At 74.8% G+C, this 13,021-nt stretch carries 15 protein-coding genes; 6 read left to right on the top strand and 9 right to left on the bottom strand.

The genetic code is table 11. The features are described 5' to 3' along the window. Positions 1-6 precede the first annotated feature (6 nt). Positions 7-174 (bottom strand): DUF3117 domain-containing protein, encoded by a 168-nt coding sequence (locus AB0O09_RS33425; RefSeq protein WP_014137929.1) that lies wholly within the window; start codon positions 172-174, stop codon positions 7-9. Positions 175-498: 324 nt separating this feature from the next. Here AB0O09_RS33425 and AB0O09_RS33420 point away from each other — a divergent pair, with 324 nt between their 5' ends. After that, on the top strand, positions 499-1,299 hold the full coding sequence (locus tag AB0O09_RS33420; protein ID WP_363548444.1) for an enoyl-CoA hydratase-related protein: 801 nt from the start codon (positions 499-501) through the stop codon (positions 1,297-1,299). On the opposite strand, the gene AB0O09_RS33415 is transcribed toward AB0O09_RS33420, so the two are convergent. After that, entirely contained in the window at positions 1,284-1,877 is a 594-nt protein-coding gene (locus AB0O09_RS33415) for a DNA-3-methyladenine glycosylase I (RefSeq protein WP_363548442.1), read from the bottom strand. The genes AB0O09_RS33420 and AB0O09_RS33415 overlap by 16 nt on opposite strands. Further along, entirely contained in the window at positions 1,874-2,407 is a 534-nt protein-coding gene (locus AB0O09_RS33410; RefSeq protein WP_363548440.1) for a DivIVA domain-containing protein, read from the bottom strand. Before AB0O09_RS33410 ends, AB0O09_RS33415 begins: the two co-directional genes overlap by 4 nt. A gap of 159 nt (positions 2,408-2,566) precedes the next feature. On the opposite strand from AB0O09_RS33410, the gene folP reads away from it, so the two are divergent. Next, positions 2,567-3,379 carry a dihydropteroate synthase gene (folP, locus tag AB0O09_RS33405; protein ID WP_363548473.1) on the top strand — a complete coding sequence of 271 codons (813 nt, stop codon included), beginning with the start codon at positions 2,567-2,569 and terminating at the stop codon, positions 3,377-3,379. A gap of 16 nt (positions 3,380-3,395) precedes the next feature. On the opposite strand, the gene AB0O09_RS33400 is transcribed toward folP, so the two are convergent. Both AB0O09_RS33400 and dapE read right to left on the bottom strand, forming a co-directional pair. Beyond that, positions 3,396-4,208, bottom strand: coding sequence for a TIGR00730 family Rossman fold protein (locus AB0O09_RS33400; protein WP_363548438.1), 813 nt, complete (start codon positions 4,206-4,208; stop codon positions 3,396-3,398). A 63-nt stretch (positions 4,209-4,271) separates the two neighbouring features. After that, positions 4,272-5,348 (bottom strand): succinyl-diaminopimelate desuccinylase, encoded by a 1,077-nt coding sequence (gene dapE / locus AB0O09_RS33395; RefSeq protein WP_363548436.1) that lies wholly within the window; start codon positions 5,346-5,348, stop codon positions 4,272-4,274. A 122-nt stretch (positions 5,349-5,470) separates the two neighbouring features. Between dapE and AB0O09_RS33390 the strand changes: the two genes are divergently transcribed. Together AB0O09_RS33390 and AB0O09_RS33385 are read left to right on the top strand one after the other, a co-directional pair. After that, a complete protein-coding gene (locus AB0O09_RS33390) occupies positions 5,471-6,463 on the top strand; it encodes a hypothetical protein (RefSeq protein ID WP_363548471.1) in 993 nt (330 codons plus the stop codon). Positions 6,464-6,781: 318 nt separating this feature from the next. Next, positions 6,782-7,495, top strand: a complete 714-nt coding sequence (locus AB0O09_RS33385) for a hypothetical protein (protein WP_363548434.1) — start codon at positions 6,782-6,784, stop codon at positions 7,493-7,495. 74 nt (positions 7,496-7,569) lie between these two features. On the opposite strand, the gene dapC is transcribed toward AB0O09_RS33385, so the two are convergent. Both dapC and fdxA read right to left on the bottom strand, forming a co-directional pair. Further along, positions 7,570-8,715: a succinyldiaminopimelate transaminase gene (dapC, locus tag AB0O09_RS33380; RefSeq protein ID WP_363548432.1), complete on the bottom strand. Its 1,146-nt coding sequence runs from the start codon at positions 8,713-8,715 to the stop codon at positions 7,570-7,572. A gap of 26 nt (positions 8,716-8,741) precedes the next feature. Next, positions 8,742-9,068, bottom strand: a complete 327-nt coding sequence (fdxA, locus tag AB0O09_RS33375) for a ferredoxin (protein ID WP_030275917.1) — start codon at positions 9,066-9,068, stop codon at positions 8,742-8,744. Positions 9,069-9,267: 199 nt separating this feature from the next. Between fdxA and AB0O09_RS33370 the strand changes: the two genes are divergently transcribed. Together AB0O09_RS33370 and AB0O09_RS33365 are read left to right on the top strand one after the other, a co-directional pair. Beyond that, the gene (locus AB0O09_RS33370) at positions 9,268-10,215 is read left to right on the top strand and encodes a GNAT family N-acetyltransferase (RefSeq protein WP_363548430.1); all 948 of its coding nucleotides are present in this window, start codon (positions 9,268-9,270) and stop codon (positions 10,213-10,215) included. Between the two features lie 37 nt (positions 10,216-10,252). Continuing rightward, the gene (locus AB0O09_RS33365) at positions 10,253-11,122 is read left to right on the top strand and encodes a transglutaminase-like domain-containing protein (RefSeq protein ID WP_344626727.1); all 870 of its coding nucleotides are present in this window, start codon (positions 10,253-10,255) and stop codon (positions 11,120-11,122) included. A 54-nt stretch (positions 11,123-11,176) separates the two neighbouring features. Here the strand turns inward: AB0O09_RS33365 and AB0O09_RS33360 are convergent, their stop codons facing one another. Both AB0O09_RS33360 and AB0O09_RS33355 read right to left on the bottom strand, forming a co-directional pair. After that, positions 11,177-11,782 (bottom strand): response regulator transcription factor, encoded by a 606-nt coding sequence (locus tag AB0O09_RS33360; protein WP_263103795.1) that lies wholly within the window; start codon positions 11,780-11,782, stop codon positions 11,177-11,179. Next, positions 11,779-13,020, bottom strand: coding sequence for a histidine kinase (locus AB0O09_RS33355; RefSeq protein WP_363548428.1), 1,242 nt, complete (start codon positions 13,018-13,020; stop codon positions 11,779-11,781). Before AB0O09_RS33355 ends, AB0O09_RS33360 begins: the two co-directional genes overlap by 4 nt. Position 13,021 lies beyond the last annotated feature (1 nt).

Raw genomic sequence — 13,021 nt, 5'->3', positions numbered from 1 at the left:
CTGCGGTCAGCCGCAGGCCTTCTTCAGGGCCTCGCCCAGGGCATCCGCCTCATCGGGCGTCAGCTCCACCACCAGGCGACCGCCGCCCTCGAGCGGAACTCGCATGATGATGCCCCGCCCCTCTTTGGTGACCTCGAGCGGGCCGTCACCCGTCCGCGGCTTCATGGCCGCCATGCTCGTTCCCCTTCCTGCAACCGCTCAGCTACGTACCGGAGGTCCGTCCACCACCGGTATCGAACGCATTGATCGGAAGCCATTATCCCGCATCCCGCACCCCGATGACCAACATCACTCTCCGCGCAACCGTGCCCGCACCCGCCCAAACCGTCCGAAAACCTGCCCGAAGCCCCATTTCGCCGGTGCCCGGCACGACATTCGAAGGTGCGGTACCTCACACTCCCCAGCCGGCCCCGCGCTCCGTCATGCTGAGTCCGTGGCCGAGGCCACGAGCCGCGGCGCCGCCGTGCCACCCACCACGACCAGGGGAGCCCTCACCCGATGTCCGACTCCGTGCTGTACGAGCTCGACGGCGGCCTGGCCGTCATCACCATCAACCGCCCGGACGCGATGAACGCGCTCGACACGGCGACCAAGGTGGCGCTGCGCGACACCGTCACCGAGGCCGCGAACGACCCGGCGGTGCGGGCCGTGCTGCTGACCGGCGCCGGGGACCGGGCGTTCTGCGTCGGGCAGGACCTCAAGGAGCACCTGGGCCTGCTCAAGCGGGCCGATGAGACCGGCGAGGGCGCGCTGAAGACCGTCTCCGAGCACTACAACCCGCTGCTGCGGGCGCTCGCCGGGATGGCCAAGCCGACCGTGGCCGCGGTGAACGGGGTGGCGGCCGGTGCGGGCGCCGGGCTGGCCTTCGCCTGCGACTTCCGGATCGTCGCCGACACCGCCGGCTTCAACACCTCCTTCGTCGGCGTCGCGCTGACCGCAGACTCGGGCGTCTCCTGGACGCTGCCGCGGCTGGTCGGCCACGCCCGCGCCACCGAACTGCTGATGCTCCCCCGCACGGTGAAGTCGGACGAGGCGCTCGGCCTGGGCCTCGCCACCAGGGTGGTGCCGACCGCCGAACTCGCCGCCACCGCACGGGCCTTCGCCGCGGAGCTGGCGGCCGGCCCGACGGTGGCCTACGCCGCCGTCAAGGAGTCGCTGGCGTACGGCGCCTCGCACTCCTTCGGCGAGCTGCTGGAGAAGGAGGACGAGCTGCAGACCCGGGCCGGCGAGAGCGAGGACCACCGGATCGCCGTCCGGGCCTTCGTCGCCAAGGAGAAGCCGGCCTACGTCGGACGCTGACCGGCGGCCGCCCCGCGCGCGTGACAGTCCGCCAGGTGGTCGTCGACCAGGCCGCAGGCCTGCATCAGCGCGTAGGCGGTGGTCGGGCCGACGAAGCGGAAGCCGCGCTTCTTGAGCTCCTTGGCCAGTGCGGTGGACTCCGGGGTCACGGCCGGCACCTCGGCGAGCGTGCGGGGGGCCGGCCGGGCCGGGCCGGCGGCGAACCGCCAGACCAGCTCGTCCAGGCCGCCGTCCAGGTCGAGGGCGGCGCGGGCGTTGGCCACCGTCGCCTCGATCTTGGCCCGGTTGCGGATGATGCCGGTGTCCTGCAGCAGCCGCTCGGTGTCGGCCGGACCGTAGGCGGCGACCGCGGCGATGTCGAAGCCCGCGAACGCGGCCCGGAAGCCCTCCCTGCGGCGCAGGATGGTGATCCAGGACAGCCCGGACTGGAAGGCCTCCAGGCTGATCCGCTCGAACAGGGCGGCGTCGCCGTGCACCGGCCGGCCCCACTCGGTGTCGTGGTAGAGGCGGTAGTCGTCCGCGGACTCGCCCCAGCCGCAGCGCAGCAGCCCGTCCGGGCCGAGGACGGCGCCGGTCACGACTGCTCCGGGCCGTGCTTCTTGAACAGGTCGGCGCGCGGGTCCGCGGGCCGCTCGTCGGCCGTCCGCCCGTCGGCCGCCTGCTCCGGCAGCGGCTCGTCCTGCGGCTGCGCGGCCGGCGCCGTCCGGGGCTCGGCGGGCTCGGCGGGCTCGGCGGGCTCGGCGGGCTCGACCACCGCGGCGAAGGCCTCCAGCCCCGGCAGCGGCTCGTCCTGCGGCTGCCCGGGCGCCGGCTCCACCGCGCCCCGGACGACCGCGGCGGCCTCCAGCTCGGCGATCCGCGCGTCCCGCAGCGAGAGCTCCGCGCCGAGCCGGTCGAGCACGTTGTCGACCTCGTCCATGCGGTAGCCGCGCAGCGCCATCGGCAGCCGCAGTTCGTCCACGTCGTGCCGGCCGAGCGGCCGGTCCTGCGGCAGCCGGGCGGTGATCCGGTCGGGCAGCGCCTCCGGAAGCGTGCCGCCGCCACCGAGCGCCACCAGCGCCGCACCGCCGACCACCACGGCCATCGCCGCCACGATCACCCAGAACACGAGCCGCCTCCGTCGGTCACCGGCCCGTCTCCGGCAATGGTGGGATCATGGTCCCCGGACAGGCCGGGGCCCATCATTGCACCCGGGCGAGCTGTGGAGGAGATTCCGGTGGCACTGCGCCTTGGCCCGCGCGAGTTCGGCGACGACGAGCTGGTGATCATGGCGATCGTCAACCGCACCCCGGACTCCTTCTTCGACCGGGGTGCGACCTTCGCCGACGAGGCCGCCTTCGCCGCCGCCGACCGCGCGATGGCCGAGGGTGCGGCGATCCTGGACATCGGCGGGGTGAAGGCCGGCCCCGGCGAGGAGGTCACCGTCGAGGAGGAGCTGCGCCGCACCGTGCCGTTCGTCGCCGAGCTGCGCAAGCGCCACCCGGACGCGGTGATCAGCGTGGACACCTGGCGGCACGAGGTCGGCGAGGCGGTCTGCGAGGCCGGCGCCGACCTGCTGAACGACGCCTGGGGCGGCGTGGACCCGAAGCTCGCCGAGGTCGCCGCCCGGTACGACGCCGGCCTGGTCTGCACCCACGCGGGCGGCGCCGAGCCGCGCACCCGGCCGCACCGGGTCGGCTACGAGGACGTGATGGCCGACATCCTGGCGGTCACCCTGGGCCTCGCGGAACGCGCGGTGGAGCTCGGCGTGCGGCGGGACGCCGTGGTCATCGACCCGGGCCACGACTTCGGCAAGAACACCCGGCACTCGCTGGAGGCCACCCGGCGGCTGCCGGAGATGACCGCGACCGGCTTCCCGGTGCTGGTCTCGCTCTCCAACAAGGACTTCGTCGGGGAGACCCTGGACCGGCCGGTCGACGAGCGGCTGCTCGGCACCCTCGCCACCACGGCGGTCTCGGCCTGGCTGGGCGCGCAGGTCTACCGGGTGCACCAGGTCGCCGAGACCCGGCAGGTGCTGGACATGGTGGCCTCGATCCGCGGCACCCGGCCCCCGGCGGTGGCCCGCCGGGGGCTCGCGTAGGCCCTCGGCCCGGCCGTCAGATCCGGGTGCCGTTCGGGCGGCGGGTCTCCGCCAGGATCTTGAGGACGTCGTCGACGTCGTCCACCACGTGGAAGAGGTCGAGGTCCTGGGGCGAGGCCTTGCCCTCGGCGATGAGGGTGTTCTTCAGCCAGTCGACCAGGCCGCCCCAGTAGGCGGTGCCGAAGAGGATCACCGGGAACCTGGTGACCTTGCGGGTCTGGACGAGGGTGAGCGCCTCGAACAGCTCGTCCAGGGTGCCGAGCCCGCCGGGCAGCACCACGAAGCCCTGCGCGTACTTCACGAACATCGTCTTGCGGACGAAGAAGTACCGGAAGTTCAGGCCCAGGTCGACGAACTCGTTGAGGCCCTGCTCGAAGGGCAGCTCGATGCCGAGTCCGACCGAGAGGCCGCCCGCCTCGGAGGCGCCGCGGTTGGCCGCCTCCATGGCGCCGGGGCCGCCGCCGGTGATGACGGCGTAGCCGGCCTCGGCCAGGGCCCGGCCGATGGCCACGCCCGCGGCGTACTCGGTGGAGTCGACCGGGGTCCGGGCGGAGCCGAAGACGCTGACGGCGGCCGGGAGTTCGGCGAGCGCGCCGAAGCCCTCGACGAACTCCGAGGTGATCCGCAGCACCCGCCAGGGGTCGGTGTGCAGCCAGTCGGTCGGGCCGGTGGTGTCCAGCAGACGCTGGTCCGTGGTGCTGGTGCCGACCTGGTCGCGGCGGAGCAGCACCGGGCCCTTCTGCTTCTCGGGCCAGGGCTTCTTGGGCGCGGGCGCGTCGACTTCTTCGGGACCGTGCCCGTAGTGCTTTACGTCTCCAGTGCCTGTCATGGCGAAACCCTACGCCCGCCGTCCACCGAATACGGCGAACGGCGGGTGGCGGCAGGGTGGACGTCAGGCGCCGGTCAGCCAGGCCGCGAGGCGTCGTTCGACCTCGGCGATCGCGCTCAGCGAGCAGTGCTCGTCGCGCTTGTGGGCGAGGTTCGGGTCGCCCGGCCCGTAGTTGACGGCGGGCACGCCGAGGGCGCTGAACCGGGCGACGTCCGTCCAGCCGAACTTGGCCCGGGCCTCACCGCCGACCGCGGCCAGGAAGGCCCGCGCGGCGGGGCGGTCGAGGCCGGGCAGCGCGCCGGGGGCGGTGTCGGTGACGCGGAGCTCGTGACCCGCGAAGACCTCGCGGACGTGGTCGGCCGCCTGCTGCTCGCTGCGGTCGGGCGCGTAGCGGAAGTTGACCTGCACGGTGCACTCGTCGGGGATGACGTTGCCCGCGACGCCGCCGTCGATCCGGGTGGCGTTGAGGCCCTCGCGGTACTCCAGGCCGTCGATCAGCACCCGCCGCGGCTCGTACTCGGCGAGCCGGCGCAGCACCTCGACGGCCTTGTGGATGGCGTTGTCGCCGAGCCAGCTGCGGGCCGAGTGGGCGCGGGTGCCGGTGAGCACGATCTCGGCGCGCAGGGTGCCCTGGCAGCCGCCCTCGACGACGGCGCCGCTGGGCTCCATGAGCACCGCGAAGTCGGCGGCCAGCCAGTCGGGGTGCTCCTTGGCGAGGTGGCCGAGGCCGTTGCGGGTGGCCTCGACCTCCTCGCAGTCGTAGAAGACGAAGGTGAGGTCGTGGTTCGGCTCGGTGAGGGTGGCGGCGAGCCGCAGCTGCACGGCGACGCCGGACTTCATGTCGGAGGTGCCGCAGCCGTACAACAGGTCGCCCTCGACGCGGGAGGGCAGGTTGTCGGCGATCGGCACGGTGTCCAGGTGGCCGGCGAGCAGCACCCGCTCGGCGCGGCCGAGGTTCGTCCGGGCGACGACGTTGTTGCCGTGGCGGTCGACCGTGAGGTGGGGCAGCGCCCGCAGCGCGTTCTCGACGGCGTCGGCCAGCGCCTGCTCGTCGCCGCTGACGGACGGGAAGTCGACCAGCTGCGCGGTCAGCGCACCGCCGTCGAGGGACAGGTCGAGGGGCGTGTTCGGGCTGCTCATGGTGGTTTAGCGTATCGGTGCCGCGGCCCGCCACGACGGGTGGCGCAACCGCCCGGGGCCGGTGGGCCGTCGGAGTGGGTACGGTGTGCGCACAGCGATCGAGAGGGGCACTGGTGGCCGGAATGGCGGAGGGCGGGGCGGACGGTTCCACGGCGTCGGGACGGCGCCGCCGGCCGCGGCTGCTGCGCCGGGTGCTGATCGGCCTGGTGGCGGTGGCGCTGGTCGCGGGCCTGGTGCTGTACCTCAACCGGGACCGGCTGATCGTGCCGCCGGAGGGCTGCCGGATCACCACCGCGGCGGGCACCGGGACGCTGGACCTGGCGCAGGCCGCCAACGCCTCGACGATCACCGCGGTGGCGATGTCCCGCGGCCTGCCGGAGCGGGCGGTGACGATCGCGCTGGCCACCGCGATGCAGGAGTCCAAGATCCACAACCTCACCGGCGGCGACCGCGACTCGATCGGCTTGTTCCAGCAGCGCCCGTCCCAGGGCTGGGGCACCGCGGAGCAGATCAAGGACCCGGTGTACGCCACCAACAAGTTCCTGGACAGCCTGGTGAAGGTGCCCGGGTACGCCCGGATGCCGCTGACCGACGCCGCGCAGCAGGTGCAGAAGAGCGGCTTCCCGCAGGCGTACGCCAAGCACGAGTCCAACGCGATGCTGGTGACCTCGGCGCTGACCGGCCGCGAGCCGGCCGCGCTCGACTGCGTGGTGCACGACCTGGCCGAGCCGGTCGCCGCGGCCGCCTCCGCCTCCGGTTCGCCCTCGGCCTCGCCGTCGGGCGGGCCGCGCCCGGCGGACGTCGGCGAGAAGGTCCGCCGCGAGTTCGGGCGGATGGTGGCGGTGTCGGACGCGCCGAAGGCGCCCAAGGACGCGCGGGCGGTGCTGGCGCTGAGCCCGCAGGGCTCGGCCTCGACCGACTCCGGCGCGGAGGGCCAGAAGCAGTCGGGCTGGGCGGTGGCCCAGTGGGCGGTGGCGCACGCGCAGGAGCTCGGCATCGGCGCGGTCTCCTACGACGGGCGGGTGTGGCGCTTCGACCGGCCCGCGGACGGCTGGCAGGCGAAGGGCGCGGACGACCGGGCGGACCGGGTGCTGGTTACCCTCGGGGCGCCGTGACCGCGGTGACGGTGCGTTGACGAACCCGTGAGCGGGTGTCGACCCGGCGGGTGACGGCGGTCAACGGCGGTGGACCGCCCGGCGCTCGGCCGCGGGCCGCGGCGCGGGCCGGCCGGAGTGGTGCCGGCACCCGCCGCGACAAGGGAAGTGACGGTTCTTCACCCACCCCCGCGGGGACGGGTGCCGGGTGCGGCGCAAAGACGATCGTCCGATCTTTGCCTGCCCTTTACCTTCGGCGGGCGAAACCTTCCCGACTCCCGAGCGGTATTCACGTCGTCCGCCCGACGGACGGCCATGTCCTCTCGTCTTAGGAGCACCATGTCTCACCCCCTCACGCGCCGGATCGCCCAGGCCGCACTGCTCGTCGCGGCCGGCGCGACGCCCCTGATCGCGGCCGGCTCCGCCTCGGCCGCCGACCTGGTGCCGCAGGGGACCGACCTGGGATCCGGCCTCACCCAGCTCGACTCCCCCTCCGGCACCGTGCAGGGCGCCGCCCACGAGCTCGGCCAGTCCGCGGGCGCCACCGGCGCCGCCACGGTCGCCACCGGCGTCCCGGCCGCGGGCGACGCCGCCGGCCACACCGTCGCCTCCGCGCTGCCGGACGCCGACACGGCCCTCGGCCCGGTGACCAACACCGCCGGCAAGACCACCGCCGCCACCGGCGCCCTCACCACCGTGGCCGGCCGGGTCGCCCCCGCGCTGGTCGACCGGGCGGGCCCCGCGGTCGCCGAGAAGGTGCTGCCCGCGGTGCCCGGCACCCGCAGCGCCCGCGCCGGCGGCCCGCTCGGCACCGTCACCGGCGCGCTGCCCACCAGCGGCCTGCCCACCGGCACCCTGACCAGCGCACTGCCCACCGGCGGCATCCCGCAGGCGCTGCCCGGCGCGGACGCCCTCGGCACCCTGACCGGCTCGCCGGCCGCGGCCAACCGCCTGGGCGGCGTGCCCTCGCTCGGCTCCAACCCGACCGACCTGCTGGGCGGCGTGCTCGGCGGCACCCCGCTCGGCGGCCTGCTCGGCGGCATCGGCGGCTGACCGCACCACCCGCCGCACGCCGAAGGGCCGGCCCCCGAGCGAGGGGCCGGCCCTTCGTCCGCCGGTCTCCGGCGTCAGCCGCCGAGCCGGGCCACGGCCGCGCGGACCCGCTCGTCGGTGGCGGTGAACGCCACCCGCACGTGCCGGTCGCCGGCCGGCCCGTAGAAGTCGCCCGGCGCCACCAGGATGCCCAGCTCGGCGAGCTCCGCCACCGTCTCCCAGCACGGCCGGCCCCGGGTCGCCCACAGGTAGAGGCTGGCCTCCGAGTGCTCGATGGTGAAGCCGTGCGCCTCCAGGGCGCCGCGCAGCGCCGTGCGCCGGGCCGCGTAGCGGGCCCGCTGCTCGGCCACGTGCGCGTCGTCCGCGAGCGCCGCGGCGGTCGCCGCCTGCACCGGGGCTGGCACGATCATGCCGCCGTGCTTGCGGACCTCCAGCAGCTCCCGGACGACGACCTCGTCGCCGGCCACGAAGGAGGCCCGGTAGCCGGCCAGGTTGGACCGCTTGGAGAGCGAGTGGACGGCCAGCAGGCCCTCGTGGGAGCCGCCGCACACCTCGGGGTGCAGCACCGACACCGGCTCGGCCTCCCAGCCGAGCTCCAGGTAGCACTCGTCGCTGACCAGCAGCGCGCCGTGCTCGCGGGCCCAGGCGACCGCGCGGCGCAGCTCGTCCGCGGCGAGCACCCGGCCGGTCGGGTTGGACGGCGAGTTCAGCCAGAGCAGCCGCACCCGGGAGCCGTCGAGCTCGTCGACGTCCTCGTACGCCACCGGTTCGGCGCCGCACAGCCGGGCACCCACCTCGTACGTCGGATAGGCCAGCCGCGGGTACGCCACCTGGTCGCCCGGGCCGAGGCCGAGCTGGCCGGGCAGCCAGGCCACCAGCTCCTTGGAGCCGACGGTCGGCAGGACGGCCTTCGGGCCGATCTCGGCGCCGCAGCGGCGGTTCAGCCAGCCGGCGATCGCCTCGCGCAGCTCCGACGGGCCCCAGACGGTCGGATAGCCGGGGGTGTCCGTGCTGGCGGCCAGCGCCTTCTGGATCACCTCGGGCACCGGGTCGACCGGGGTGCCGACGGAGAAGTCGCACAGCCCGTCCGGGTGCGCGAGGGCGGTCCGCTTGTACGGCTCCAGCCGGTCCCACGGGAAGACCGGAAGCAGCTCGGAAACGCGGCGCGCCGCCCCCGGGTGGCCCGGGAACGGCGCGCGCGCGGTGTGATGGGTGCTCACGACTCAGTTGTCACCGATCAGTGTCGTCAGTGGTCGGCGTTCTGCGGCGGCAGGGCCGCGATGAACGGGTGGTCCTTCTCGATCAGGCCGAGCTTCGAGGCACCACCGGGCGAACCGAGGTCGTCGAAGAACTCGACGTTCGCCTTGTAGTAGTCCTTCCACTCCTCCGGAGTGTCGTCCTCGTAGAAGATCGCCTCGACCGGGCAGACCGGCTCGCAGGCGCCGCAGTCGACACACTCATCCGGGTGGATGTAGAGGGAGCGCTCGCCCTCGTAGATGCAGTCAACCGGGCACTCTTCGATGCACGCCTTGTCCTTGACGTCGACACAAGGCTGCGCGATGACGTAGGTCACGCTGTCGTTCCTCCTCGGCAGGGCCGGCGGCCCAAACTGTTTGCTTGCGTGCGCGGGTGAGCGCGGCGTCGTCGATGCCCGCCCCTAGTATCGCGGGTCGGAGACCGCAAATGCACAGGAGGTGCCCTCGATGGCGGACAGAGCCCCTGCGACAGGCCGCCCGGAGGTCCGTCTGAACCCCTCTGACGTGGGACGACGGGTGTCCGTACGGCGCATCGCGGAGCTGGTCGACGGACGGCCGGTGTTCCGCGATGTGATCGGGGTGCTCGCATCCTGGGACGAGAACGGCCTCGCGGTGGTGCCCCGCAGCGGCGAGCCGGTGGTCTTCCCCGAGGAACTGCTCGTCGCGGGCAAGCCGGTGCCGCCCTTCCCGGCCCGCCGGGCGCCGCAGCCGGCCGCCGACCCCGTCGAGCTGCAGCGGACGGCCGCCCGCGGCTGGCCGGCGGTCGAGCAGGAGCGGCTCGGCGCCTGGGTGCTGCGCGCCTCCGCCGGGTTCACCCGGCGGGCCAACTCCGTCCAGGCCCTCGGCGACCCCGGCCGCCCGCTCGCACGGGCGCTGGACGAGGCCCGCGCCTGGTACGCGGCCCGTTCGCTGCCGGCGTACGTCGAGGTGCTCGAACCCGGCTCGCCCGACGACCTCGCCGCCGAACTCGCCCGGCTCGGCGCCGGACAGGCCGAGACGCTGTTCCGCACCGCGCCGCTCGCCCCGCTCGCCCGGGCCGCCGCCGCGTCGCACGGCCGGGTCCGGCTCTCCCGGACGGCCGACGCCCGCTGGATGTCCCGCTACCGCCGGGTGAGCGCCGACACCGCGGTGGAGCGGGCCGCTGCCGAGGTGCTGCACGGCGGCCCCTCGGTCTGGTTCGCGACCGTCCCCGACCCGGACGGCGGCGCCCCGCTGGCGATCGGCCGGGCCGTCGTCGACGGCCCGTGGGCCGGCTTCTCCGCGATCGAGGTCGACCCGTCGGCCCGCCGCTCCGGGCTCGGCACCGCGGTGATGGCCGTGCTCGCGGCCCGCGCCGCCGAGGAGGGGGCGAGCGGCGCGTACCTGCAGGTGGAGGCCGAGAACGCCGGCGCGATCGCGCTCTACGACCGGCTGGGCTTCACCACAAGTCACACTTACCACTACGCCCGGCTCCCCGAGCGGTAGCGTTCACCCCGCCACCTCAGTACCGACGAAGGCTGCTGTGACCGAGCAGAGCAGATCCCGCTTCCGCGCCGAGGCCCGGGCCGAACGCCCCGATCCCGTGCTGCTGTGCCTGCTCGCGGCTGCCGAGCACACCTTCGGCACGCCCGGGGACCCGGCGCCGCCGCCCACCCTGGACGAGCTGCTGACGGCCTGCGGCGCCGCACTGGACCGGCACGCGGCCGCCGTCCGCCGGGCGGTCGCCGAGCGGCGACCGGCCGGTCCCGAGGAGACGGCGGCCCTGCTCGCCGCGGTGCTCGGCGGCCGCGAGCGCTTCCACGGCCGCAAGGCGGACTACCGGCGCGTGGAGTCCTCGCTGCTGCCCGAGGTGCTGCGACGCCGGCGCGGACTGCCGATCACGCTCTCGCTGGTGTGGATGGGCGTGGCCGCCCGGGCCGGCCTGGTCGTGCACGGCATCGCGCTGCCCGGCCACTTCATCGTCGCGGTGGCCGGCCCGTCCGGCGGCAACGACTACGTCCTCGCCGACCCCTTCCACGGCGGCCGGCTGCTCGACCTGTCGGACGCGGCGCAGCTGGTGACCGCCGCCGGGCACCAGTTCGGCACCGAACTCCTCACCCCCGCACAGCCGTTGGACATCGTGCTGCGGGTGCTCGGCAACATCCGGGCCTGGGCCGCGGACCGCCCCGAGCACGCCCGCACCCAGCTGTGGGCCACCGAGCTCGCCCTGCTGCTCCCCCGGCACCCCGCCCAGCTGCGCCTGGAGCGCGCCGAACTCCTCGTCCGCACCGGCGACTTCCTGGCCGGGGCGCTCGAAATGGAGGAGTACGCGCGGATCCTGGACGCCTTCGACCCGGAGGCCGCGGCGAAGGCCCGGCAGGACGCCCGGGCGGCCCGGCACCGGCTCAACTGACGCGGTGCGCACGCCACCTCAAGCGGGATGAGCCGGGCGCCGGCCGGCGGGCGTTCACAGCCAGCCCTTCTCCTTCGCGACCCGCACCGCCTCGGCCCGGTTGCGGGCGCCGGTCTTCTGGATCGCCATCGACAGGTAGTTGCGGACGGTGCCCTCGGAGAGGTGCAGCCGACGGGCGATGTCCGCGTTGACCGAGCCGTCGGCGGCGGCCGCCAGCACGTCCAGCTCCCGCCCGGTCAGCGGGTTGGCGCCCTCGGCGAGCGCCGCGGCGGCCAGCGTCGGGTCGATCACCCGCTCGCCGCGCAGCACCCGGCGGATCGCCTCGGCCAGTTCGGCCGCCGGGGCGTCCTTGACCAGGAAGGCGTCCGCCCCGGACTCCATCGCCCGGCGCAGGTAGCCCGGCCGGCCGAAGGTGGTGGCGATCACCACCTTGGTGCCGGGGCGGCGCCGGCGCAGCTCCCCCGCCGCCTCGATGCCGGTCATCCCGGGCATCTCGATGTCCAGCACGGCCACCTCCACGTCGTGGGCGACGGCCGCGTCCACGACCTCGTCCCCCCGCCCGACCTGGGCGACCACGTCGATGTCCCCTTCGAGTCCCAGCAGGGCGGCGAGGGCCTCCCGCACCATCCCCTGGTCCTCGGCCAGCAGCACGCGAATCATTCGCGCACACTATCGGTCGCCGCGGCCGCCGGGACGGCCCTCAGCGGCACGTGCGCGCGCAGCGTGAAGCCCCGGCCGTGCGGGCCCGGGCCGGTCTCCAGCCGGCCGTCGACCAGGGCGAGGCGCTCGCCGAGGCCGGACAGCCCGTTGCCGGGGCCGGACTTGCCGGGGCCGCGGCCGTTGTCGGTGACCTCCAGCACGGCGTAGCGCCGGCCGTCGTCCTCCCAGGTCTCGTCCATGGCGACGGTGCAGACGGTGGCGTCGGTGCCGTGCCGGACGATGTTGGTGACCGCCTCGCGCAGCGCCCAGGCGAGCGCGCCGGCCTCCTCGCCGTCCAGGCCGGGGCGGGCGTCGGTGAGGCCGGGCGCGGCGTCCAGGGTGATCCGGGCGGTGGTGAGCGCGGTGCGGGCCGCGGCGAGCTCGACCGGCAGGGTGGGCCGGCGGAAGCCGCTGACCGCCTCCCGGACGTCGACCAGCGACTGCCGGGCGACGCTCTCGATGTCGGCGACCTGGCTGCGGGCCTGCTCCTGCTTGCCGGCGTCCATGAAGCGTCCGGCGAGCTCGCTCTTGATGGTGATCAGCGAGAGCGAGTGGCCGAGCAGGTCGTGCAGGTCGCGGGCGAGCCGCAGCCGCTCCTCGGACGCGGCGAGGTGGGCCACCGCGGCCCGGGCCTCGCGCAGCTCCTGCATGGTGGAGATCAGCCGCTGCAGGCCGGTCATGGCGAGGCCGGAGAGGAAGCACGGCACCACGATCGCGACCAGGGTGTCCTTGTCGGCGTCGACCAGCAGGCCCACCAGCAGGGCGGCCGCGGTGGCCGCGCCGACCCCGGCGACGCTGTACCGGTTCGGCACCACCACGGCGATGCAGACCGAGGCGTAGGTGAACAGGGTCAGCCAGGCCTCCCCCAGCACGAAGGGGGTGACGAGGGCCAGCGCGACCATCACCACGACCAGCGCGTAGTGCCCGGACCAGGTGCCCGGCCGGATCGAGCGGAAGGCCACCAGCGACAGGTAGCAGGCGAGGTACACGCCGAGCGCCGCCCAGCCGAACACCGTCGCCGCGGTGCCGTGGTGCCCGTCCACCAGGTCCTTCACCGGATAGGCCAGGTAGACCGCCCACAGCGACATCCAGCAGAGCTTCACCAGCAGCTGCCGGCGGCTCTCCACCTTCGCGCCGGGGATGTTCCGGAAGGAGGTGCCGGGCTCCGCCGGGCCTGCGTGCCTGTCCTGGTCGACCATG

It is taken from the genome of Kitasatospora sp. NPDC093679, from assembly GCF_040683455.1.
GTDB classification, from domain to species: Bacteria; Actinomycetota; Actinomycetes; order Streptomycetales; family Streptomycetaceae; genus Kitasatospora; species Kitasatospora arboriphila.
Note: the sequence above shows the minus strand (reverse complement) of the source record. Positions and strands in the feature narration are given on the sequence as shown.